Genomic DNA, 23,921 nt, shown 5'->3' with positions numbered 1-23,921 from the left:
GCGGTCGACTGTCACTGCTCGCTGACCGCAGAGGACCCAGAGCGACTCGAAGCGACCGAGCGCATCGGCGCCGCACCCTATGAGCGGACCGAGGACCGCGTCACTGAGCGCAACAGCCTCCGGCCGCGGATGTTGACGACCAAGGCCGGCGACGTCGAGTTACGCATCCCCAAGCTGCGCAAGGGGTCGTTCTTCCCGATCATCCTCGAGCCCCGCCGCAGGATCGATCAGGCCTTGTACGCGGTGGTGATGGAGGCCTACGTCCACAGCGTCTCAACCCGCAGCGTCGACGACCTGGTCGAAGCGATGGGCGGCAGCGGGGTTTCAAAGTCAGAGGTCTCGAGGATCTGCGCCGGCCTCGATGAGACCGTCGGCGGTTCCGCACCCGAGTACTCGATCACGTCGAGTTCCCCTACATCTACCTCGACGCGACCTACCTCCACGTGCGCCACAAGCCGGGCAAGGGCGGGCAGGTCGCGTCGATGGCCGTCGTTGTCGCGACCGGTGTCACCGCTGGCGGTGAGCGGGAGATCCTCGGCCTGGACGTCGGCGACAGCGAGGACGAGATCTTTTGGCGCGGGTTCCTCAACTCGCTCAAGCAACGTGGTCTGGGTGGCGTCCAGTTGGTGATCAGCGACCAGCACGCCGGGCTCGTCAAGGCCCTGTCCCGGGCCTTCCAGGGCGTCGCGCACCAGCGGTGCCGGGTCCACTTCGCCCGCAACCTGCTGGCCCACGTTCCAAGGGGCAAGTCGACTACGTGGCCGCCGCGTTCCGGATGATCTTCGCCCAGGCCAAGCCCGACGACATCGACGCTGCGTGTGACAAGACCCGCGACGAGTTCGCCGCCAGGTGGCCCAAGATCGGCCCCTACATGGACGAGGCCAAAGCCGAAGTCCTCGCGTCTACCTCGTTCCCGCGCGAGCACTGGCGCAAGATCTGGTCGACCAACCCGCTGGAGCGAGTCACCAAGGAGATCAAGCGCCGCGGCCGCGTCGTCGGGATCTTCCCCAACCCCGCCAGCGTGATCCGGCTCGTCGGCGCGGTGCTGATGGACATGCACGACGAATGGATCGCCGGCGATCGCCGCTACCTCTCGGAGGGGGTCCATGGCCAAGCTCTACGAGACCAGCGATACTGAGCCGGTCGCCGCCATCGAGAGCAGCGACGTGTAGGCACCGAGGATCACCTCAAAGCCCACCACCCCGCGGGGCTCTGCCGGACGGGGCGGCAGAGCCCACGCCCTCGTCGAAGGAGTGCCAATCGCCGGGTGGCAGGTCGAGCTGCTGCACAAGGCGCTCGACGCGGCGCATTTAGCCTCGATGTCGAAGCGGCAAGCAATGATTGAGGCGACGGTCGGTCGCCCCTGGCATCGCTTCGCGACCTCATCCATCGCGAGGGCATGGACGTGCTGGCACGGCTCGGGGACCGGCGACCGGGGCAAGCCGACCCGGCCCCCGCTTGGGATGAGCGCGACGAGGACACGTGGATCGATCGGCTGTGAGATGGTCTAGTCAGTCCCAGCGCGGGTGCCAGCCGTGAGCGATCTCCAGGACCCTGCCTGCTGCCTTCAACACCCTTTCGAGGCTGAGCCCACGTAGTGGTGGCTCGCCCAGTTCGAAGTACTTCGACAGATGGTCGGGGAGTGGCAGTCCAGGGGCCAATGTCGAGAACACCACCCGAGCGACCGACTCTGCCTCGTGCTCTCTCTGCTCCAAGGGCAGTCGTGAGCGATGGTCCCAGTGATCGTCGAGCCCCTCGCCTTGGTGACCGCAGTAGACGTGTCCGAGCTCGTGGGCCAGGGTGGCCAGCTTCTCAGTGGGCGATTAGGTCGAGTTGAGCTCGATGTCAAGCGGGTGGGTCGGCGCTCGCAAACCGCTTCAGGGCGCTTTCGCAGGACTGACTGAACCACACCGCTCTTGGAGCGGCTGACGCAGCCAGCGAACCTGATGCCCAGAGGGGCATCAGTGATGCGTACGCCGTCGTAGAGCGCGTTGTCGGCGATCCAGTGAGTTGCCGTTCGGGAGTCGATGACGTCGGCCATCGCGTAGGGGTTGTTCATCCATGCCGGCAGCTCTCTCGCCTTGCGGCCAGGCTAAACCTGGGAGCGATCGAGCAGGAACATCACCGGCCCGCCTCGTTGCAGAAGCACGATCGGCTGTTCGCCGGGCCGCACGACGTAGCCGTAGCGCTCTTCCCACTTGTGGGCTGGCATGACCACAGTGGCTGCTGGTCGCTGGAGGCGCATGAGTAGGCAGTTGTAGGGCTTGTACTTGGTGGTGATGCACAGGGTCGCCACGCTGTTGAGCAGCTCGTGGACGCCACTGACCTTGCCAAACTCCAGCACTGCGTCTGCGACGTAGTCGATGGACCGCTTGGCCTCGCTTCGAGGCGGTTGACCTGGGTCGGTGCCCGCCGGTGCGCCCGGCAGCTCGAAGAGGGCGTCGGTCATGCAGCGATCTTGGTGGTTGGGTCGCAAGGTAAAATCGTCTCGGACAAAACTGTGGGGCGCAAGCTGCCTTGACCGCTATTGTCGTCCCGATCTGACAGGATCGTTGGATCGACGCGGAGACTAGGAAACCACTTAGAAGGGCTTGGCGCGGTGAAGGCGGACTCCCCGAACTGGGTCGTGATGGTGAGCCCGCGACACCGGCCAAGGCGGCCGCACTCGATGCCCTTCGAGGGCTGCTGCCCGACAGGGGCGGCGTCAAGGCGTGGGTTGATTTGACCTTCCTGGAACTCAGCAATAGGTGCATCACGCGCGACCGCGGACCGCGAATCGTCGTGCTAGCCGGTCCTTCCAGGTCACCCACATCGACTGGAAACGACGCCGGTGCCAGATCGAGCCAGTCGACGCGCGCGCCGCTATGCGCTGAAGCGATCCGGGCACCCTGTCGTTCGAATTGTGTCAGGCGGAGCGGCAGGTGCTGCTGGGACAGCACCCGCAGGTCAGGCTGTCCAAGCGCGCCCTGACGGCCTGGCCCAGCTTCGTGATGACCGCGGACACACCGTCAGCGGCCGCGGACTGGTGGTGCAGCTTTCCGGCGACGACGGGACCTGGTGGACCCACGCAGGGAGCCGGGCCAAAGCAGCCCTGCAGGCTGCCTTGCAGGGCTCTTCGATCCCACGCAGCGCATAGACAACCACCAGCCGCGCCTGCTGGGTGAGCGCGCGCAACGGGCGTTGGCCGACGCGCCGCCCGAGGTGCTTGCGGTCGCCGATGTCGAGGTCGCACCCGCGGCGCTCGAAGGGTTGAAGTTCCCTGAGGTGCTCCCACGCGAGCTCGCATTGAAGACGTTGGCCGAGCGTTCGGATGATCCTGAGGGAGCACATGCCTCGTTGCTCCCCGGGTGTCGGTTCGTTAAGCGATGTGCTCGTCGCCGGGACTCAAGGTGGCTGGCGCGGATCAGTTGGTTTGCTGACCGGCAGCGGATGCGAGGAATGTCGACGTCTCATGCCCGCCGCCGGACGTTTGTGCCCGACAAGGGTCATCCGCCACCGCCGACGCGGGTGTGTCGGCGGGCCCTCCTAGAGTGTTGACTTGGTAAGGGACCGCTGGGCGCCGAGCCCGCGGTGCTGGACGAGGGGAGCAGACATGGGGACTGGTCGCGAGCACGACGTCGAGCTGAAGGATCGCGTTGGCCGGCTGATGGCCTTCCTGCGCGAGCTGGTGGCGTCGCGAAGCAGGCCGGTCCTCTCGCTGCAGTCCCACCCCGGCTACTACTGGCTGGCCGGGGCGCTCGGTTTCGCCCAGATCGATCCGCTCGCAGCGGCTGGTCAGGCGGTGCTTCGCGCCCCGCGCATCTCCCTCGACCCCGCCCCCGAACTTCCCGCGCAGCTGCACGGCTGGATTGACCTGCGCGACCGCGACGACAGCTCCCTCGAGCAGCCGCCCCTGAAGCCGACCGGACCGGACCCTGCTGGCGGCCCGGAGCGGGTCGAGGCGGACGCGGTACCGGGGCTGCACTCGGCTTACCACGCCTGGGCCGGCGGCTGGCGACGGTGGGCCGAGGTCGACCGGTTGCGTCGGCCGCAGCATGAGCTGCACCGGAGCCTAGCCACGATGCGCCAGCAGCTCCTCGACCAGCCCGAGTCCTACGAGCTCGTCGTCGCTAGCGGCCTGCTCGAGGTCTCCAGCCGCGACGGTGCCGAAGCGATCTCGACCCACCTCGTCACCCAGGCCGCCACCGTCGAGCAGGACCCCGAGACTGGCGACTTGTTGTGCGTCTTCGCATCCGACGCCACCATCAGTCTCGAGGACTCCCAGCTCCTAACCGGCCATCCGGTCTTTGACCCCAGCGGCACCTCCTACCTCCGCGACCGTCTCACCGAGTCGGTGGCGAGCGCGCTCGATCCGGAGGTCCTGGGCTTCCTCAAGGAGTGGGCCGGTCGCGCGGCGACCATCGCCGTCGACGTAGGTGACGACACCGCGCGGATGTCGATGCCGCGGCTCCGCCCCGCCCCGGCGCTGGTCCTGCGCAAGCGCGGTGCGTTCGCGCTCCTCAACTACTACGACCAGATGATCCACGCGGCGGAGCGACCCGACGAGCCCGTCCCGCTCGGGATCGCGCAGCTCGTCGAGGCGATCGAGCCGGAGGACCGGCTCACCTGGCTCGAGCGCACTGGCGCCGCCGCGGCCGCCGATCTCGCCCACGACCCGCTCTTCCCGCTGCCGGCCAACGAGGAGCAGGCCCAGATCATTACTCGCCTCGGCGGCGACAGCGGCGTGGTCGTCGAAGGCCCCCCCGGCACCGGCAAGACCCACACCATCGCTAACCTGATGTCCTCCTTGCTCGCCAGCGGCCAGCGGATCCTCGTCACCAGCGAGAAGGCCCAGGCCCTGCGCGTGATCCGCGAGAAGCTGCCCGAGGAGATGCAGGAACTCTGCGTCTCTATCACCGACGTCGCACGCGGCGGCTCGGCCGAGCTCAGCCGCAGCGTCGCGAGCCTGGCCGCGCGCAAGTCCGGTTTCAACCCTGCCGCGGATGAGCGCACCGTGCGCGACCTCGACCAGAAACGCCGCGAGCTCAAGCAACGTCGCGCCTCAACCCTTGAGGCGATCCGCGCACTGCGCGAGAGCGAGACCTACCAGCACCCCGAGATCGCCTCCGGGTACGCCGGCACGGCCGCCACCATTGCCCGAGCCGTGACCGAGCGCCGGCCCGAGCTCGGCTGGGTGCCGATCCCCGTTGAGGGAGACCTGCCGCTTACGGCCGCACAGCTGCACGAGCTAGTCCAGCTCCAGGCGCGCCTCACGCCGGCTCACGCCACCCGCCGTGGCCAGACGTTTCCTTCCGCCAATGCGCTGCCCAGCGCCGGCGCCGTCCGCGACCTCGCGGGCCAGGTCGCGGCAGGCAACACCGCCGCGCGCGGCGTCGACGAGCGAGTGCGCGAGCTGATCGACCGGTCCGAGATGGACCTGCTCGACCTGGTCGCCCTCCTGCGCGACACCGAGGACGTCCTCGCCCGGGTCCGCGTCGTCCGAGACCCCTGGCCGCGCAACCTTGCCGACACCGTCCTGTCCCGGCGCGACCCCTACCTGTGGTCGCGAGCCGCCGAGCACGCGACGTACGTCAACGGCGCAGTCGTGGCCGACCAGCACCTCGGGCTCACCCGCATCGACGGGCTCGACGCCCCGACCGACGACGCGCGCCGGGCATTCAACGCCCTGGCCGACCACCTGCAGGCTGGCGGCACGCTTAAGAAGATGTTCAAGTCCGATGCGCAGAAAGCAGCTGAGCCCTGGCTCGCCACGGTGCAGGTCGACGGACAGCCTGTCGCCACAGCCGCGCAGGCGCGCCAGGTCCAGGCTCACCTCGACGTCTATGCCAACGCGCGTGCGCTCCAGCAGCTGCTGGCGCCCCTCGAGGTCCCGGTGCCGACCGATGGGCCGCGCGCCGTCCTGGTCTCCCAGCTGCTGGCGGTGCGCGAGGGGCTCGCCGCCGTCGAGGCCGTCGTCGCCGCGGTCGATCGGCTCGCCGAGGCGCTGGGCTCCAGTCACCGAGCCCTTCCGGCCTCGACCGCCGAGGTCGAGCGGCTGTGCGCTGACGCCTCCGCGCTGATCGCGACCCACTCCGCGGGGCTGGCGACAGCGGAGCTGGGGCGACTGGCCGAGATGGTCGATGCCGTGGTGCCCTACGGCGGTGCCGCGCCCGAGCTCGCCCGGTTGTCGGCCGCGTTGCGGGAAGCCGACGCCGACGCATACGACGTTGGCTTGGCAGCGCTGGAGGAGGGGAACCGACTCCACACCGAGGCGATGCGGCATGCCGAGCTGCGCGGCCGGCTGCTCGGCGTCTCGGTCGGCCTGGTCCGCCTGGTCGAGGCCGGCGGGGATGAGGAAACCTGGGCGCGGCGCATCGACGCCTGGCCCGAGGCGTGGGCGTGGGGTTGCGCGGCGACGTGGGTCGAGCGGATGAGCGACCCCGACCGCGACGCGGACCTCAACGACAACTTGGCCCAGCTCGACGCTGACCTCGGCCAGGTCACCGCTGAACTAGCCGCGGCCAAGGCCTGGCAGGCCGCACTCATGCGGATGACCGCCTCCCAGGTGCAGGCGCTGCAGGCCTACCGCGACAACCTCACCAACGTAGGCATGGGTACCGGCAAGTACGCCGAGCGCTACCGTCAGGCGGCGCGCTCCGCGATGGAGACCGCGCAGGGCGCGGTGCCGGCTTGGGTGATGCCGCTCCAGCAGGTTCTGGCCAGCATCCCGGCCCAGCAGAACGCGTTCGACGTCGTCATCGTCGACGAGGCCTCGCAAGCCGACATCACCAGCCTGTTCCTGCTCTACCTCGCGCCGCGGGTGATCGTCGTCGGCGACGACAAGCAGTGTACGCCCAGCGAGGTTAGCGCCGGAAGCCTCGACAAGGTCTTCGACCGCCTCGACTCTTACCTGCACGATGTGCCGGCTCACCTGCGGGCGACGCTGACTCCACGGTCGAGCATCTTCTCGATGCTGCGCACGCGCTTCGGTCAGGTCGTGCGGCTGCGCGAGCACTTCCGCTGCATGCCGGAGATCATCACGTGGTCGAGCCAGATGTTCTACCGCGATGCTCCGCTCGTGCCGATGCGCCAGTTCGGGGCCGACCGCCTTCCGCCGCTGCGCACGACCTACGTGGCCGGCGGCTACAGCGAGGGCAGGTACGCCCGCCTTCACAACCCGGTGGAGGCCGAAGCGATAGTCGAGACGATCGAGGCGTGCCTGGCCGATCCCGCTTATGACGACAAGACCTTTGGCGTGGTGGTCCTGCAGGGCCAGTCGCAGGTCGACGTCATCCGCAACGCGCTCATCAACCGCATCCCCGGCGAGGTCATGGAGGAGCGACGCCTGCGGGTCGGGACACCGCCGGACTTCCAGGGCGACGAGCGCCACATTGTGCTGCTGTCCATGGTGGTCGGTCCCGAGCAGCGCTTCGCGACGCTGACGAAGAACGAGTACCAGCGGCGCTTCAACGTGGCCGCCTCGAGGGCCCAGGACCAGCTGTGGCTCTTCCACTCCGTGACGCCCGACCGGCTGTCCAACGCAGACCTGCGGCACTCGTTGCTGACCTACATGCAGGCCGCGCACTCGGGCGCCACCTTGCCGGTGCCCGAGGGAGTCACTCGCGACCGCCGACACCGGGCGTTCGACAGCCTCTTCGAGCAGCGAGTCTTCCTCGATCTCGTTGGCGCCGGCTATCACGTCACACCGCAGGTGGAGGTCAACCACCGCCGGATAGACCTCGTCGTCACCGGCCGCGGCAGCAAGCTCGCGGTCGAGTGCGACGGCGACGCCTGGCACTCCTCGCCTGAGCAGGTGCAGAGCGACCTCGACCGCGAGCTCGAGCTGCGCCGGTGCGGGTGGACCTTTTGGCGGGTGCGCGAGTCGGAGTACTACCTCGACAGCCAGCGGGCGCTCAGCACACTCTGGACCACCCTCGACGAGCTCGGCATCGGCCCCTTCCAAGCCGACGACGAGCTCGGAGCGCAGGGCGCGGCGTCGAACAACGACGTCTGGACCCCTGGGCCCCTGCCCGACGACGAGTCGCCGCTTGGCGAGGAGGAGCTGCTCGAGCCCGCCCCGGCGATCGGACCAACCAAGGGTTCCGCGGTGACGCAGGCACCCGCGGTGTCCGTCGGGGCGTTCGTCCAGCCGGAGGCGTCCGCCGCGCTCGTGGTGACCAGGGAGGTCCAGGTGGGCGCCCGGCAGCCGGACTTCCGGCGTACGTCTGCCCAGGACCCGGCCTCCGGGCGCGCGACCGTCCTGGAGCTGGCGGCGCAAGGACCTATCTCCAATGGCGACGTCAGAGAGGCGACCGGCCTCGAAGGCAACCGGGTGCTCGAGCTGCTTCGGGGACTGATGGCCGAAGGCGTGCTCTACCGCACGGGAGCGAAGCGGGGCACCCGCTATCACCTGGCCGACGGGGCACCGGTCCCGACGACGGCAAGGGAGGTCGTCGTCCCCACTGACCCTGAGCCGTCCGCGCGTGAGGCTGGTTCGATGCACAGGGCCGAGGACACCGACGAGCGGCCGAGCGAGGACTACCTCGACGACCTCCCAGCGGTGCAGTGGATCGAGGCCGACAAGGCGGACGAGCCCGTGTACGCCTCGGACGACGCCTCCGAACCCACGGCCGAGACGATGACCGGCTTGTCGGTGATCAGCCGCTGGCTCACTGACCTGACCGAGCGGCAGCTCGGCATCCTCCAGTTGCGCACTGTCGCCGGGGAGCCCTGGACGCTCGACGAGCTCGGCGAGCATCACGGCGTGACGCGTGAGCGCATTCGCCAGATCGAGTCCAAACTGATCGCGGACGCGCGGGCCCTGCTCGCCCGGGGCCCCCAGGCAGAACTACTCCAGACTGCCGTGTCCGATTTCCAGGACGAGTGCGGTGCGCTCGCACCCCTGCCGGACAGCCTGGGCGCCCTGGGGCTAACCCAGCGGGTGCTCGTGTGGCTGGCCGGCTACGTCGTCGACGACGGCTGCGTACGCCGGCAGGCGTTCGAGCTGCCGACCGCGGGCGAGGTGCCGCTCCTGGGCGACGGCCCGGTGCTCGACCGCGACCAGCTCCTCCAAACACTGCGCCAGCGAGGCGTCCATGACGACCACCTCGACGGGGCGGTCGCCCGCATCCCCGGAGTGCAGGCCGTGGACGGTGCTCTCGTCCTGTGGCCGCGGAGCGCGGTCGAGCGTTGTCTCGCGGTGCTGACGGTGCAGGGTGAGCCGATGAGCGTCGAGCAGCTGATCGAGGCGGTGGGTGAGAACCTCTCGATCCGCAGCGTCCGTCAGCGTCTCTACGAGGACCCGCGCGTGGTCCGGGCCAGCCGCAACACCGTCGGGCTCGCCGCCTGGGGCGGTTCCGTCTACACCTCGGTCGCCAACCTGATGCGACGTGCGCTCGCCGACGGGCCGCGCACGGTCTCGGACCTAGGGGCCGTCCTGGCCGAGGAGTACGACGTATCGCCGAGCAGCGTGGCGACGTACTCCCGAGCACCGGCCTTCGTGGTCGAGGGCGCCGTCGTGCGGCTGCGTGGCGACGGGGAGCCCTACCCGGTGCGCAACCGGCCGGCGGAGGTCCCCGGGCTCTACCTCCAGGACGACGACACCCTGATCTGGCACCAAACCGTGGACGCCGAGATCCTGCGCGGCAGCGGTCGGCCGGTGCCGCAGGAGGTCGCCGCCCACCTCGGCGTCTCGCCCGGTGACCAGCTCGACCTGCACCATCCGTTGCGCACCGTGGCCCTGACCTGGCCGCACGAGAGTCACGTCGGACCACACCTCGGCTCCATCAAGGCGCTCGTGGACGACCTGGGGCTGCAGGCCGGCGACATCGCGCGACTCCGCTTCACGCGCAGTGGACCGGCCCTGGTGGTCGAAGGCGTCACGCAGGCGCGGCTCGGTGAGTCCCCAGTGGAGACCGTCGCCCGGCTGACCGGCCTACCGCCGGCCAAGAGCGCGTCTCGGAGGATCCTCGCCGGAGCGGTCGGGTGCGATACGAGTGCTCTGGTCGGTGTGCTCAGGTTGCGGGGCGACCACGGTGTCGCCGAAGCGGTGACCTTCTTGCCGTCTTGAGCAAAGCGCCGAGATGGACGAACGCGCCTCGTGAGCGGCCGACTCACCTACGTTGTTAGGCGTGCCCCCGATCAAGCGACCCGGGATCTTCTGTGTCGAGGCCGAATGGGACAGCGACCTAACAAGGCGGGCCTCGGTCCGACACGGGTCGGACGAAGCTGTGCGAGGAGAGACCGCCACCGACCCGTTGCTTAGCAGCGACCCAACGAGCCGGCTCTGGCGATCTAGTGTCAATCTCAGTGGGACCAACCTACGCTGATCGTCGTGTCGGACGACTTCGCAGTCCGCATGGATGTGCCGACCCGTCCATCCCGAGTCCGCGCCAGATCCGGATCCGAGTTCCAGCCCCTGGCTTCGGCACGCTTTCGCGCAAGCTCGGCGAGCCGGCCGGAAGCGGCCTGCTGATATCGCATCGCAGCGGCACTAGTGGAATGACCGCCTAGTGCCATGAGCTCGGCGAGAGTCGCGCCGTGACGCGCGGCTTCCGTGAGGGCGCCGTGACGAAGGTCGTGGAAGCGGAGGTCCTCGCGGCCGGCGAGGCGACGGGCCTCGTACCACCCCCAGCCTCTGGTGTCGGGCTTGCCGCGACGCTTCTTGGAGACCTTGCCGTAGAAGGCGCTGGGGGAGAGGTGCCCCCCGTTGGCACCGGGGAACATCAGGCCCTGGAGACCAGGGGCCGCGTGGTGCTTCTTGTGCTCGATGACGGCATCGAGGATGTCGGGTGGGATGGGGACGTCACGGATCCCGGCCTCGCTCTTGGGCGCCTTCGCGACGACGCCAGCTGACTTCGAGCGGACCACTCCGCGGCGCACATGGATGACAGCATTCTTCACGTCCACATCCATACGTCGCAGCTCGGCCAGCTCACCGAATCTCAAAGCGCACCCGTCGGCCAGGAGGACCATCAGTCGGTGCTTCTCGGGCATGTGCTGGGCGATGGTGATGGTCTCGGCCACCGTGGCGGGCCGGATCTTGCGTTTGCTGCCGGCTGAGCCGCCGCCGGAGATCCCGCAGGGGTTGAAGGGGATGAGGGGCATACCTTTGTTCTTGGTGGGATCAGCGGCGGTGCGCATGATGGCGCGCAGCAGCGAATAGCCGTGGGCCTGGTAGGTAGGCCGGTCAGCGGCCGCGGTGTCGTACCAGTCGGCGACGGCCTCGGGGGAGATGTCCTTGAGATAGACGCTGCCGAACGTCGGAAGGATGAGGCGGTCCAGCAGGTCCTGATAGTGGTCGCGGGTCCGGTCGGCCAGCGGCTGTCCCTTGACCTTTCGGCCGGCCAGCCAACCAGGCGCGTACTCGCCGAGAGTGACCGGCTTGACCGATGCTCGCGCATGACGGATGGCTGGGGGCGTCCACGTGCCTGCGGACAGTAGTCGCCGTTCGTCGACAAGCCACGCTTCCGCATCGCCCCTTGTGACGAACGTGTAAGGAGCGTTGTGGCGCAGTCGCGTACCGGCGTTGCTGACCCGCCCGATGGGATCGGTATAGCGCGCTTGGTAGCGCCCGCTCGCCAACCGCATGATCTGGCCGAACTGCCGACGATCAGCCACCTGTGGCACCCCGCTTTCGTAGTCCCTACGTAGTCCTCAGATGACCTTTCGTAGTCCTTGGAGACCACGTGTGTCCACTCCCGAGAATCTGCAAAACCGCAGGTCAGAAGGGTAAAACGCCGCTCATGAGGCAGGCAAGCGAAGCCCCAGAAATCAGGTTCGAACCCAGTATCGCCCCCCCACGAGAGGCCCCCGGCCAGCGGAGACGCCGACCGGGGGCCTTCTTCGTGCCCCTACGTCGCGACTCGATCGCGAGACGGGCGACGCCCAATGCGTCACAATGGACGCCAAGTTGGCGTCGTCTTCGGCAAGAGACGGAATGAGTCGGCTTCCCTCCCTCGCTGGAGGGTGGGTCGGCAGGACCAGGAGCGGGCGTGCCCACATGAACGGTGAGCTCCAGGGCGTGACAGCAGACGCGTGCGCGGCGATGCACATCGGTGAGGTCGCCGCCCGAACGGAGTTGTCCCTGCGCAGCCTGCGTCATTGGGAGGAAGTGGGACTCATCACGCCCTCGGGGCGCACGGACGGTGGGTTTCGCCTCTACACCGAGGACGACGTGGACAAGATCCTGGTCATCCGCCGGATGAAGCCGCTCGGCTTCTCCCTCGCGGAGATGAAGGCGGTGATGCTCGACATCGAGGCACTGCGCCGCCCCGATGTCGATCGCGAGGCGCGCGAGGCCGCCCGGGAACGCGTCGACGCCATCCTTGGCGGCGCCCACGAGCGCCGCGCGAGACTCGCACGGCACCTGGAGATGGCTGACGAGTTCATCGATCTGCTGGGTCGCGAGCTGTCCTGACGCCAGCCCCCGCCTTCCTGAGGCAGCGCTGCGGCATACCCGGAATCGGGGACGGCTCGTCGACGAGTCTTCCGTTGCGGAAGGGTTCGACCTAGCGTGCGGTCCCATGAGCACAAGCACGAACGCCACCCGGACGATCAGGCGCCTGTTCCCGGAGGCGGTGAAGTCTCAGGTGCGTCGCCATGTGCTGCACCGCCGGCAGACCCGCCAGCCGCTGGTGCCGCTGCCGGAGCTCGAGGCGGCCTTCGTCGAAGCGCTCCAACTGCTCGGTGCCGGCCCCTCGCAGCCGGTCGGCGACTACGTCGAGTTCGGGGTGTGCCGCGGCGACTCGATGGTGTGCATGGCCAACGCCTCCCGTGCGGTCGGAGTCGAACAGATGCGGCTGGTGGGCTTCGACAGCTTCGAGGGCCTGCCCGACGAGGTCGCCGAGGAGGACAACGGCGTGTGGCAGCCGGGGCAGTTCCGCTTCTCCGAGAGGGCGGCGCGGCAGAACCTGCGCCGCAGCGGCGTCGCGATGGGCCGCGTCGAGCTCGTGAAGGGGTGGTTCGACCAGACCGCGACCCCCGAGCTCGCCGCCCGGACCGGGCTTGAGCAGGTCGCTGTGGCGATGATCGACTGCGACGCCTACAGCAGTGCCCGCACCGCCCTGCAGTTCCTCGCCCCGCTCCTGGCCGACCGGGCGGTGCTGTTCTTCGACGACTGGCACAGCAACGGACTGGCCGAGACCGGCCAGGGCGAGCGGCGCGCCTTCGAGGAGCTGATGAGCGCGAGTCCCGAGCTGAGCGAGGTCGCTCGGCTCGAGACCTACGCGGCGGCTGCCGAGGTCGTGCTCGTCGAGCGACGGTGACCCCTCGGGCTGCGCCGCGTGCTGTCGCGGGCCTGGCGCTGGCTGCGACCACGGCCTGCGCCTTCGCGAACGGGGACCCACGACGGAACGCGTCGCACACCGCCGCCCGCGAGGGTGCTCCACGAGTGCGGCCCAATGCTCGGCCGCAGGTATGCGGACGCGGCGAATGTCCTGTTCTTCGTCGGTGGCGATGACGACCATCACGTTCCGCTCCTGGGGCAGGGCGCCTCGGATGGCCCTCCGGAGCCCTCGGAATCGTGTACGGCGGGCCGCGGGCGGTGTGGAACGTCGGGTCGAGACCGACGGCGAGCTGCCGCGCCAGGACACCGAGCGGTTCGACCCCAAGACGGCCGGCCGGTCGGCGATCCGGTGCCCTTCGAGGGCGCGGGAAGCCCGACCTCTCCTGTGCCTGTGCTCGCGGACGTCCTCATCGTCCTGACCTCGCGGGCATCGGGGGAGGCCGTCGTCGCTGCTCCGGGCGACGGGCACCGCTACGCTTGCGCCAGCGCCCCATCCCACGAGCTCACGCCCGAGCTCGGGGCACAGGCCCGGGGCCACGAGTGCGGAGGGTGTTGCGTGAGTGACTACGACGTTCGGATGCTGATGCTGAGCACCGAGAACCTCGACGACTCGATCGACTTCTACACCGAGGGCCTCGGAATGTCGCTGAAGTTCCGCGACGGGGCACACTTCGCCGCACTCGACGGCGGTTCGCTCACGCTGGCACTGGCCACTGCGGTCGATCACCCCCTGCCCGGGAAGGTCGTCCCGGGTATCAAGACCGCGGACGTGGACGCGGCCGTGATCGCGGTCGAGAAGGCCGGCGGCGCCGTCATCCGGGCGGCCTACAACGACGCCCACGAGCGACGCGCGGTCGTCTACGACAACCAGGGCAACGCCCTCGTCTTCTACTCGCCGCTGCCTCGCTGACTGGGCCGTACGGCGTGTCTCCCCGGCCCGATACGATCACCGGGTCCGCACGACCGTCGTACGAAAGGCCCATCACGTGTCCGAGATCAAGGTCACCGTCCTCAGCGCAGACGAGAGCTCTGAGCCCTCGACGTCTGGACGAGCGGTGACGGAGCGGACGCTCGAGGCCGGCACCAAGGCGTGGGAGCTCTTCGCCGACGACACCGCGGTGATCGCCGCCCGGGTCGACGGTGAGCTGCGCGACCTGGCCCACGAGCTCGCCGACGGCGCCGAGGTCGAGGCCGTCGCGATCGACTCCGCCGACGGGCGCGACATCCTGCGCCACTCGACCGCCCACGTGATGGCCCAGGCCGTCCAGGAGCTCTTCCCCGACGCCAAGCTCGGCATCGGTCCACCGGTCGAGAACGGCTTCTACTACGACTTCGACGTCGAGACGCCCTTCGTGCCCGAGGACCTCGTCAAGATCGAGTCCCGGATGCGCAAGATCATCAAGGAGGGGCAGAAGTTCTCCCGCCGGGTGGTCTCCGACGCCGACGCGCTCAACGAGCTGGTCGACGAGCCCTACAAGCTCGAGCTGATCGGGCTCAAGGGCGCCGGGCACTCCGAGGACGCCGCCGAGGGCGCCTCCGTCGAGGTCGGTGCCGGCGAGCTGACGATCTACGACAACCTCAACCGCAAGGGCGAGATCGCCTGGAAGGACCTCTGCCGCGGTCCGCACCTGCCGACCACCAAGCGGATCCCCGCCTTCAAGCTGATGCGCTCGGCCGCGGCCTACTGGCGCGGCAACGAGAAGAACAAGCAGCTGCAGCGCATCTACGGCACCGCGTGGGAGTCCAAGGAGGCCCTCGAGGAGCACCTGCACCGCATCGAGGAGGCCGAGCGCCGCGACCACCGCAAGCTCGGGCGCGAGCTCGACCTGTTCAGCTTCCCCGACGAGATCGGCTCCGGTCTGGTGGTCTTCCACCCCAAGGGCGGCGTGATCAAGCGGGTGATGGAGGACTACGTCCGCCAGCGCCACATCGAGGAGGGCTTCGACTACGTCGGCACCCCCCACATCTCCAAGGGCGCCCTGTTCGAGACCTCGGGCCACCTGCCCTACTACGAGGACACGATGTTCCCGGCGATGGAGCTGGAGAACAGCAAGTACTACCTCAAGGCCATGAACTGCCCGATGCACAACCTGATCTTCCGCTCGCGCGGGCGCTCCTACCGTGAGCTGCCGCTGCGCTTCTTCGAGTTCGGGACCGTCTACCGCTACGAGAAGTCGGGCGTGGTCCACGGGCTCACCCGGGTGCGCGGCCTGACCCAGGACGACTCGCACTCCTACTGCACGCCCGAGCAGGCGCCTGACGAGATCAAGCACCTGCTCGACTTCGTGCTCGGACTGCTCAAGGACTTCGGCCTCGACGACTTCTACCTCGAGCTGTCGACGCGCGACGCCGACTCCGACAAGTTCATCGGCTCCGACGAGGAGTGGGCCGAGGCGACCCGGGTCCTCGAGACCGCTGCCACCGAGACCGGTCTCGAGCTCGTCGCCGACCCCGGCGGCGCAGCGTTCTACGGCCCCAAGATCTCCGTGCAGTGCCGCGACGCCATCGGTCGCACCTGGCAGATGTCGACGATCCAGTACGACTTCAACCAGCCCGCCCGCTTCGGTCTGGAGTTCCAGGGCTCCGATGGCTCGCGTCAGCAGCCGGTGATGATTCACTCCGCGAAGTTCGGCTCCCTCGAGCGGTTCTTCGGGGTCCTCGTCGAGCACTACGCCGGCGCCTTCCCGCCCTGGCTCGCGCCGGTCCAGGTGCAGGCGATCCCGGTCGCCGAGGTGCACGCGGACTACCTGTACGACGTGGCGAAGCGGATGCGCGCCATGGGCCTGCGCGTCGAGGTCGACGACTCCGACGACCGGATGCAGAAGAAGATCCGCAACGCGCAGCTGCAGAAGGTGCCGTTCATGATGATCGCCGGCCACGACGACATCGCCGCGGGCGCGGTCTCGTTCCGCTATCGCGACGGGCGCCAGGACAACGGCGTCCCGATCGACGAGGCCATCGAGCGGGTGCTGGCCGCGGTCGCCGCGCGCGAGCAGGTCTAAGGCCTCGGAGATCGCGGGCGTCGCCCTGAGGCAGCGCAGCGCGGCCGTCGTCCTGACGGCCGCGCTGAGCGCTGCCCTGCTGGTGGGCTGTGGCCCGCAGCAGACGGTCGACCATCCCGATGCCGGCCGCGTGCCGGAGCGGCCCGGCGCCACCTCGGTCGTCGAGCCGATTCACGACGACCAGACCGCCCAGCTGCAGGCCCTCGCCGAGCTGGCTGAGCAGGCCGCAGCCGAGCTGCCGCCGCCGCAGAAGCCGCAGCCTCGGCCCGCCGGCGAGCCGGTGCTCGGCGCCGACATCAGCTGGCCACAGTGCCCGCCCGGGATGGGCATCCCCGAGCGCCGCACCCTCGGGATGCCGATGCCGGTCCCCGAGGCGGAGTACGTCGTGCTCGGGCTCACCAACGGACCCGGCTTCACCGACAACCCCTGCCTGGCCGACCAGGTGGCCTGGGTGCGCGAGCGGGGCCTGATGGCCGCGGCGTACGCCGTCGTGAGCTGGCCCGGCATGGCCGCGGTCGCCGAGCACGCGCAGACCGGGCCCTACGACGGCGCGACGGAGCTCGGAGCGCTGGCCAACACCGGCTATCACCAGGCCCTCTATGCCGTCGCTGTGATGCGACGGGCGGGCCTGCGCTCCCCTTTGGTCTGGGTCGACGTCGAGCCCGTCAAGGACTTCGAGTGGAGCGCCGATCCCGTTGCCAACGCGGCGGTCGTCGAGGGCTCGGTCAAGGGCTACCGCGCCGCCGGCTACGACGTCGGCGTCTATTCCACGGCCTACCTCTGGGCCGAGATCGTCGACGACCTCACCCTGGGCCTGCCCGAGTGGCGCGCCGCCGGTGAGACCTCCGCCGAGGAGGCCCTCAGCCGCTGCGCTCCCGAGGACACCATCCAGGGCGGTGACGCCGTACTCGGGCAGTGGCTGGAGGACCGGCGCGACCACAACCTCACCTGCCCCGGCGTCGAGGCCGAACTCGGACGGTGGTTCCACCAGTACTGAGCGCCCGTCCTAGGGTGAGGCCATGAGCCAGTCTCAGGAATCGCTGCACCAGGACGGCATCGGGGGACCCGACGAGCTCGACCGGCTGTGGACGCCGCACCGGATGGCCTACATCCGCGGCGAGAACAAGCCGGCCGGCTCGTCAGCCGAGGAGTGCCCGTTCTGCCGGATCCCGACGCTCGGCGACGAGGAGGGGCTGGTCGTCGCGCGCGGGGAGCTGTCCTACGTCGTGCTGAACCTCTATCCGTATGCGCCGGGACACCTGATGGTGTGCCCCTATCGGCACATCGCCGACTACACCGAGACGAGCGACGCCGAGGCTGCCGAGATCGCCGACCTGACCCGGCAGGCGATGCGGGTGATCCGATCGGTCTCGGGAGCGCAGGGGTTCAACATCGGGATGAACCAGGGGGCGATCGCGGGGGCCGGGATCTCGGCTCACCTGCACCAGCACGTGGTGCCGCGGTGGTCGGGCGACCAGAACTTCATGCCGATCATCGGGCGCACGAAGACGCTGCCGGAGCTGCTGACGGAGACTCGGGCGTTGTTTGCTTCGGCCTGGGGGTAGGGGTCTCGACGTCGGTTGCTAGCGCAACCTGCTCGACCAGCGAAGGGGGCTGCTCGACCAGCGAGGGGCTACTTCTTGCCCTTGAGGGCGGCCTTCTCCATGGCGGTGGCGTTCGCGGCGCTGTCGCGCTTGTCGGAGCGCTTCTCCTTGATGGACTTGCTGGACTTCTTGGACATGCCCTGGCGGGGCGACTTGTCGGCCATGGTGGCTCCTGGGTTGGAAGCCTGAGTGGCTCCATGGGGTGACCGTACGCCCCCTCGACGAACTTCGTCGCCGACCGGCTAACCTGCTCCCGCCATGCTGGACAGATTCCGCGCCTTCTGGACGAAGGTCATCACCCCCGTCGCCCGCCTCCTGACCAGGCTGGGCGTCAGCCCCGACGCCGTGACGCTGGTCGGCACGATCGGGGTCTGCGTCGGCGCGCTCGCGTTCTTCCCCCAAGGGAGACTGCTCGGCGGGGTGCTGTTCATCACCGCGTTCGTGTTCAGCGACATGCTCGACGGGACGATGGCGCGGCTGAGCGGTCGCTCGAGCAAGTTCGGTGCCTTCCTCGACTCCACGCTCGACCGGATCGGCGACGCGGCGATCTTCGGCGGGCTGGCGCTCTACTTCGCCGGCCCGGGGGACTCGCGTCTGTATCTGTGGCTCTCCCTGATCTGCCTGGCCATGGGCTCCTTCACCTCGTATGCCCGCGCCCGCGCCGAGTCGCTGGGCTTCGAGGCCAAGGTCGGCATCGCCGAGCGAGCCGACCGGCTGGTGCTGATCCTCGTGATGACCGGCCTGGGGGCGATCTTCGACCTGCCCGTGCTGATGTACGTCGCGCTGTGGCTGCTGGCCTTCGCGAGCACGATCACGGTGGCCCAACGGATCTGGGTGGTGCGTCAGCAGGCGATGGCGCAAGACGCGTCGTCCGCCACCTGAGACGACCGTTACGCTCAGCGCATGTCAACTGATTCCCCCGCAAGCTCCACCGCCGGCGCCCCCACGTCCGGCACCTCGACCGTCAAGCGCGGCATGGCCGAGATGCTCAAGGGCGGCGTCATCATGGACGTCGTCACCGCCGAGCAGGCCAAGATCGCCGAGGACGCCGGCGCCGTCGCCGTGATGGCCCTCGAACGGGTCCCCGCCGACATCCGCGCCCAGGGCGGCGTCTCCCGGATGAGCGACCCCGACATGATCGACTCGATCATCGAGGCCGTCTCGATCCCGGTGATGGCCAAGGCCCGGATCGGTCACTTCGCCGAGGCCCAGGTCCTGCAGAGCCTCGGTGTCGACTACATCGACGAGTCCGAGGTCCTCACCCCGGCCGACTATGCCAACCACATCGACAAGTGGAAGTTCACCGTCCCCTTCGTGTGCGGCGCCACCAACCTCGGGGAGGCCCTGCGCCGGATCACCGAGGGCGCGGCGATGATCCGCTCCAAGGGCGAGGCCGGCACCGGCGACGTCTCCAACGCGGTCATGCACATGCGCACCATCCGCGCCGAGCTGCGTCGTCTCGCCTCCATGGAGGCCGACGAGCTGTACGTCGCGGCCAAGGAGCTCCAGGCGCCCTACCAGCTGGTCCGCGAGGTCGCCGAGGCCGGCAAGCTGCCCGTCGTCCTCTTCACCGCCGGCGGCATCGCCACCCCGGCCGACGCCGCGATGATGATGCAGCTCGGCGCCGAGGGTGTCTTCGTCGGCTCCGGCATCTTCAAGTCCGGCAACCCCGAGCAGCGCGCCGAGGCGATCGTGAAGGCCACCACCTTCTTCGACGACCACGACGTGGTCGCCAAGGTCTCGCGCGGCCTCGGCGAGGCGATGGTCGGCATCAACGTCGACGAGCTCCCGCAGCCGCACCGCCTCTCCGAGCGCGGCTGGTGACCTCGCAGCAGAGCCGGACCGAGGAGGAGCTGCGCGAGCACGTGCGGCTCCAGGTCCGGTCGGCCCTGCTGCCACCCGACGAGCTGCTGGCCGACTCGATCACGGTCATCGACGCCGCTTTCCCGCACCTCGAGGCCTCCGTGCTGGCACGGGCCTGGATCGCGGGGGAGCGGCGTGCGCTCGCCACCGACGCTGCGTCGTGGCCCGAGCAGACCGGCCACGACCGGTTGCGGGCGGCGCTCGCCGAGTGTGAGCAGCACCGGGTGCGCGTGCTGGTCGGCGCCTCGATCGAGGAGGCCCGGGCCGAGACCGAGCGGATCCTCGCCGCCGGCGCCACGCTGCGCGGCCTGCTGCGCTTCGGGCAGCTCGACGTGTGGCGTGCGGTGGACGAGCCGCTGCTGATCGGCGAGCTGCGCCACGCCACCGGTCATCTGGCCGTCGAGGGCGACGCCCTCGCCGGACCCGTCTCGCTGTGTCTGCGCAACCACGGGCTGGCCCCGCGCGTGGTCGATGGGCGCTTCGAGGTCGCCGTCCGCTGGCAGCCCCGCCCCTGATCGACCCGCCCCTGATCGACCCGCCCCTGATCGTCTCCTCCGTCCCCCCTTCCTGGAGTCACTGATGTCTTCCCCCACCATCGGGGTCTTCGCCCTGCAGGGCGACGTGCGCGAGCACCTGCAGGCCCTCGGCTCGCTGGGCGCCACCGCGATCGGCGTACGACGTGTGTCCGAGCTCGAGCGCTGCGACGGCTTCGTGCTGCCCGGCGGCGAGTCGACGGTGATGGCCAAGCTGGCCCGGACCTTCGACCTCTTCGACCCGCTCCAGCAGCGGATCAAGGACGGCATGCCCACCTTCGGCACCTGCGCCGGGATGATCATGCTCGCCGACCGGATCCGCGGCGGCGCCGCCGGCCAGGAGACCCTCGGTGGGCTCGACGTGACCGTGCGCCGCAACGCCTTCGGCCGGCAGGTCGACTCCTTCGAGGGCGACCTCGACGTCGTCGGTCTGGACGACCCGGTGCACGCGGTCTTCATCCGGGCGCCGTGGGTCGAGGAGACCGGACCCGAGGTCGAGGTGCTTGCGCGCACCCACGACCACGCGGTCGCCGTACGCCAAGGGGCCCTGATGGCCACCTCCTTCCACCCCGAGGTCGGCGGCGACCACCGGATGCACCGGCTGTTCGTGGACCTGGTCCGCTTGGCCTGAGCCGCCGACAAGGTTCATCGGCTGTTCCCTCGCCGCTCGACGGTTCCTGGCCGCCTGGTGATCCGGCGTGGGAAGCCTGACCCGAATGGCCCGACAGAGCTGGATGGACGGCATCCGGGGTGCGTGTGTCCTCGCGGTGGTGCTGCTTCACGCCGAGCTCGTCGTCGCCGGCGTCGCCGACCGGCCGGTGCCGACGCCGCTGACGATCCTCAACACCGAGCTCGAGCCCTGTCGGATGCCGCTGCTGGTGCTGCTGTCCGGTCTGCTGCTGCCGCGCTCGCTGGCCAAGGGCGCCCGGCACCACGTCGAGGGCAAGCTCCGCGCGCTGGCCTGGCCGTACGCCGTGTGGGCCGCGCTCGACGGGCTGCACCTGACGGTCCACGTGCTGCGGAGCGGGGGAGGGGTGCCGTGGGACTTCCTCGGCCGGCTCGCCTACGACCCGCCGACCTACCTGTGGTTCCTGGCCTACCTCTTCGTGTTCCATCTGCTCGCGACGCCACTGCCGGCCACCGTGCGGACCCTCGCCGGCCCCTGCCTGGTGCTGGCCGCGGACTTGCTCGAGCCCGGGCTGCTGAGCGATCCCGAGCTGCACCGTTTCGTGTCCCTGCTGGGGTGGTTCCTCGTCGGCGACCTGCTGGCCCGGCTCGTGGGTCCGCGGGTGCCGGTGGAGCTGGCATCGGCGGTGGGGCGCGTGCGCTGGGGAGTGCTGGCGTCGGTGGGACGCTCCTCGGTCGTCTACTACGCCTGCCACCTGCTGGTCAGCCTGCTGGTGGTCGAGCTGCTGGTGGCGTGCGGCGTGAGGGCTCCGCTCCCGCTGCTGGCCGCGGCGATCGGCTGCCCGCTGCTGGCCGGAGCCGGACTGGTGCGAGCCCGGCGTCACCGGGCCGTCGACCTGCTGTTCCGGCTGCCCCGCCCCACGTCGGCGGGCACAGGTAGGATCGTCGCGGCCCGACAGGGCCTTCGTTGACGGCGTCGCCTGCGCAGCTGCTGAGAGCGCGACGCCCGCGCACCTAGTCCGAGTAGAAGAGGGACGTATGTCTGGCCACTCCAAATGGGCGACGACCAAGCACAAGAAGGCCGCGATCGACGCCAAGCGCGGCAAGATGTTCGCCAAGCTCATCAAGAACATCGAGGTCGCGGCCCGGATGGGCGGCGGCGACATCGGCGGCAACCCCACCCTCTACGACGCCATCCAGAAGGCCAAGAAGTCGTCGGTCCCCAACGACAACATCGACCGCGCGGTCAAGCGCGGCTCGGGCGCCGAGGCCGGTGGCGCGGACTATTCCACGATCATGTACGAGGGCTACGGCCCCAGCGGTGTCGCGATGCTCATCGAGTGTCTGACCGACAACAAGAACCGCGCGGCCATGGAGGTCCGCACCGCGATGACCCGCAACGGCGCGTCGCTCGCCGACCCCGGCTCGGTCTCGTTCCTCTTCCACCGCAAGGGCGTCGTCGTCGTGCCCGCCGAGCAGGACGGCAAGACGGTCACCGAGGACGATCTGCTCGAGGCCACCCTGGAGGCCGGCGCGGACACCATCAACGACCTCGGCGACGCCTTCGAGGTGATCTCGGAGGCCACCGACCTGGTCGCGGTGCGCACCGCCCTGCAGGCGGCCGGCATCGACTACGACTCCGCCGACGCGTCGTTCGTGCCCGACCTGCAGGTCGAGCTCGACAAGGACGCCGCCGCGAAGATGTTCCGCCTCGTCGACGTCCTCGAGGACCTCGACGACGTGCAGAACATCTTCGCCAACCACGACGTGTCCGACGAGGTCATGGCGGCGCTCGAGGAGGAGTGAGCATCGACCGTCCGGCACGGCGCGCGGCCCGCGTGTCCTGCGCCGTACGGCGTGGGCGGCGGGATAGCGTTCCTCCGAACAGGTGTTCGGACGGAAGGTTGCTCATGCGTGTCCTCGGGATCGATCCCGGACTCACCCGGTGCGGGATGGGCGTCGTCGACGGCGAGGTCGGCCGCCCCCTGACGATGGTGGACGTCAACGTGCTGCGCACCTCGGCCTCCGAGCCGGTGCCGATCCGGCTGGTCACGATCGAGAAGGGCGTCGACGCCTGGCTCGACGAGTACCAGCCCGACGCGGTCGCCATCGAGCGGGTCTTCGCCCGCTCCGACGTCAGCACGGTGATGGGCACCGCGCAGGCCAGCGGTATCGCGATGGTGTGCGCCGCCCGCCGCGGGCTGCCGGTCGCGCTGCACACCCCCAGCGAGGTGAAGGCCGCGGTCTCCGGCAGCGGCCGCGCCGACAAGGCCCAGGTGGGCGCGATGGTGACGCGCATCCTGCGGCTCTCGGCGCCACCGAAGCCGGCCGACGCCGCCGACGCGCTGGCGCTGGCCATCACCCACATCTGGCGCGGAGGCGCGCAGGCCCGGATCGATGCAGCCGTCGCTGCCGCAGGGAGGAAGAGATGATCGCGTTCGTGCGCGGCGAGGTCGCCGCCGTCACCCTCAACAGCGCCGTCGTGGAGGTGGGTGGAGTCGGTCTCGAGCTGATGTGCACCCCCGGCACGCTCGCGACGCTGCGCACCGGCCAGCAGGCGATGCTGCCCACCAGCATGGTCGTGCGCGAGGACTCGCTGACGCTCTTCGGCTTCCTCGACGCCGAGGAGAAGACGGTCTTCGAGCTCGTCCAGACCGCGTCGGGCGTCGGGCCCAAGCTGGCGCAGGCGATCATCGCCGTGCTCAGCCCCGACGACCTGCGCCGGGCCATCGGCACCGAGGACGTCAAGACCCTCACCCGCGTCCCCGGCGTCGGCCAGAAGGGCGCCCAGCGGATCATCCTCGAGCTCAAGGACAGGATCGGCCCGCCCACCGGCGGAGTGGCCCGGCCCGGCGCGGCGCCCGCCGCCCCCGCCTGGCGCGAGCAGGTGCACGAGGCGCTCGTGGGCCTGGGCTGGTCGGCCAAGGAGGCCGAGAAGGCCGTCGACGCGGTCGCCCCCGACGCGGGCGACGCCCCGGACATCGGCGCGCTGCTGCGCGCGGCGCTGCGCACGCTGAGCAAGGCCTGA

The 23,921-nt window shown here is 69.6% G+C and carries 18 protein-coding genes and 2 pseudogenes; 16 read left to right on the top strand and 4 right to left on the bottom strand.

The features are described from left to right. Nucleotides 1-45: 45 nt before the first annotated feature. Nucleotides 46-1,172, top strand: a pseudogene (locus ACYU7L_RS01035) (IS256 family transposase); the annotation flags it as partial. A 339-nt stretch (nt 1,173-1,511) separates the two neighbouring features. Here ACYU7L_RS01035 and ACYU7L_RS01030 read toward each other — a convergent pair. Both ACYU7L_RS01030 and ACYU7L_RS01025 read right to left on the bottom strand, forming a co-directional pair. Beyond that, nucleotides 1,512-1,811, bottom strand: a pseudogene (locus tag ACYU7L_RS01030) (hypothetical protein); the annotation flags it as partial. Nucleotides 1,812-2,092: 281 nt separating this feature from the next. Continuing rightward, nucleotides 2,093-2,449 carry a hypothetical protein gene (locus ACYU7L_RS01025; RefSeq protein ID WP_460793326.1) on the bottom strand — a complete coding sequence of 119 codons (357 nt, stop codon included), beginning with the start codon at nt 2,447-2,449 and terminating at the stop codon, nt 2,093-2,095. A 1,143-nt stretch (nt 2,450-3,592) separates the two neighbouring features. Here ACYU7L_RS01025 and ACYU7L_RS01020 point away from each other — a divergent pair. Beyond that, on the top strand, nt 3,593-10,048 hold the full coding sequence (locus ACYU7L_RS01020; RefSeq protein WP_460793325.1) for an AAA domain-containing protein: 6,456 nt from the start codon (nt 3,593-3,595) through the stop codon (nt 10,046-10,048). Nucleotides 10,049-10,284: 236 nt separating this feature from the next. Here ACYU7L_RS01020 and ACYU7L_RS01015 read toward each other — a convergent pair whose 3' ends face one another. After that, on the bottom strand, nt 10,285-11,598 hold the full coding sequence (locus ACYU7L_RS01015) for a tyrosine-type recombinase/integrase (RefSeq protein WP_460793324.1): 1,314 nt from the start codon (nt 11,596-11,598) through the stop codon (nt 10,285-10,287). A 382-nt stretch (nt 11,599-11,980) separates the two neighbouring features. Here ACYU7L_RS01015 and ACYU7L_RS01010 point away from each other — a divergent pair, with 382 nt between their 5' ends. The 6 genes from ACYU7L_RS01010 to ACYU7L_RS00985 all read left to right on the top strand — a co-directional run bounded on the left by ACYU7L_RS01010 (nt 11,981) and on the right by ACYU7L_RS00985 (nt 17,831). After that, the gene (locus ACYU7L_RS01010; RefSeq protein WP_460793323.1) at nt 11,981-12,397 is read left to right on the top strand and encodes a MerR family transcriptional regulator; all 417 of its coding nucleotides are present in this window, start codon (nt 11,981-11,983) and stop codon (nt 12,395-12,397) included. Between the two features lie 106 nt (nt 12,398-12,503). Further along, entirely contained in the window at nt 12,504-13,244 is a 741-nt protein-coding gene (locus tag ACYU7L_RS01005; RefSeq protein WP_460793321.1) for a TylF/MycF/NovP-related O-methyltransferase, read from the top strand. Nucleotides 13,245-13,820: 576 nt separating this feature from the next. After that, the gene (locus tag ACYU7L_RS01000) at nt 13,821-14,174 is read left to right on the top strand and encodes a VOC family protein (RefSeq protein WP_460793319.1); all 354 of its coding nucleotides are present in this window, start codon (nt 13,821-13,823) and stop codon (nt 14,172-14,174) included. 76 nt (nt 14,175-14,250) lie between these two features. Then, complete coding sequence (gene thrS / locus ACYU7L_RS00995; RefSeq protein ID WP_460793317.1) at nt 14,251-16,266, top strand: threonine--tRNA ligase; 2,016 nt, start codon at nt 14,251-14,253, stop codon at nt 16,264-16,266. Between the two features lie 82 nt (nt 16,267-16,348). Then, nucleotides 16,349-17,263 carry a hypothetical protein gene (locus ACYU7L_RS00990; protein ID WP_460793315.1) on the top strand — a complete coding sequence of 305 codons (915 nt, stop codon included), beginning with the start codon at nt 16,349-16,351 and terminating at the stop codon, nt 17,261-17,263. Nucleotides 17,264-17,285: 22 nt separating this feature from the next. After that, on the top strand, nt 17,286-17,831 hold the full coding sequence (locus ACYU7L_RS00985) for an HIT family protein (protein WP_460793313.1): 546 nt from the start codon (nt 17,286-17,288) through the stop codon (nt 17,829-17,831). 68 nt (nt 17,832-17,899) lie between these two features. Here the strand turns inward: ACYU7L_RS00985 and ACYU7L_RS00980 are convergent, their stop codons facing one another. Further along, nucleotides 17,900-18,034: a hypothetical protein gene (locus tag ACYU7L_RS00980; protein ID WP_460793311.1), complete on the bottom strand. Its 135-nt coding sequence runs from the start codon at nt 18,032-18,034 to the stop codon at nt 17,900-17,902. 94 nt (nt 18,035-18,128) lie between these two features. Here ACYU7L_RS00980 and pgsA point away from each other — a divergent pair, with 94 nt between their 5' ends. The 8 genes from pgsA to ruvA all read left to right on the top strand — a co-directional run bounded on the left by pgsA (nt 18,129) and on the right by ruvA (nt 23,921). Then, the gene (pgsA, locus tag ACYU7L_RS00975; RefSeq protein ID WP_460793308.1) at nt 18,129-18,752 is read left to right on the top strand and encodes a phosphatidylinositol phosphate synthase; all 624 of its coding nucleotides are present in this window, start codon (nt 18,129-18,131) and stop codon (nt 18,750-18,752) included. A 21-nt stretch (nt 18,753-18,773) separates the two neighbouring features. Next, nucleotides 18,774-19,694: a pyridoxal 5'-phosphate synthase lyase subunit PdxS gene (gene pdxS / locus ACYU7L_RS00970; RefSeq protein ID WP_460793306.1), complete on the top strand. Its 921-nt coding sequence runs from the start codon at nt 18,774-18,776 to the stop codon at nt 19,692-19,694. Next, on the top strand, nt 19,691-20,248 hold the full coding sequence (locus ACYU7L_RS00965; RefSeq protein ID WP_460793304.1) for a DUF6891 domain-containing protein: 558 nt from the start codon (nt 19,691-19,693) through the stop codon (nt 20,246-20,248). The genes pdxS and ACYU7L_RS00965 overlap by 4 nt, the downstream gene beginning before the upstream one ends. Nucleotides 20,249-20,312: 64 nt before the next feature. Continuing rightward, nucleotides 20,313-20,897 (top strand): pyridoxal 5'-phosphate synthase glutaminase subunit PdxT, encoded by a 585-nt coding sequence (gene pdxT / locus ACYU7L_RS00960; protein WP_460793302.1) that lies wholly within the window; start codon nt 20,313-20,315, stop codon nt 20,895-20,897. An 85-nt stretch (nt 20,898-20,982) separates the two neighbouring features. After that, nucleotides 20,983-21,864, top strand: coding sequence for an acyltransferase family protein (locus tag ACYU7L_RS00955; protein WP_460793301.1), 882 nt, complete (start codon nt 20,983-20,985; stop codon nt 21,862-21,864). Between the two features lie 67 nt (nt 21,865-21,931). Continuing rightward, the gene (locus tag ACYU7L_RS00950; protein ID WP_460793299.1) at nt 21,932-22,699 is read left to right on the top strand and encodes a YebC/PmpR family DNA-binding transcriptional regulator; all 768 of its coding nucleotides are present in this window, start codon (nt 21,932-21,934) and stop codon (nt 22,697-22,699) included. Nucleotides 22,700-22,803: 104 nt separating this feature from the next. Beyond that, complete coding sequence (ruvC, locus tag ACYU7L_RS00945; protein WP_460793297.1) at nt 22,804-23,325, top strand: crossover junction endodeoxyribonuclease RuvC; 522 nt, start codon at nt 22,804-22,806, stop codon at nt 23,323-23,325. Then, nucleotides 23,322-23,921, top strand: coding sequence for a Holliday junction branch migration protein RuvA (ruvA, locus tag ACYU7L_RS00940; RefSeq protein ID WP_460793295.1), 600 nt, complete (start codon nt 23,322-23,324; stop codon nt 23,919-23,921). Before ruvC ends, ruvA begins: the two co-directional genes overlap by 4 nt.

The sequence above is a fragment of the Nocardioides pacificus genome, assembly GCF_054775955.1.
This window is presented reverse-complemented; position numbering and strand designations above follow the sequence as displayed.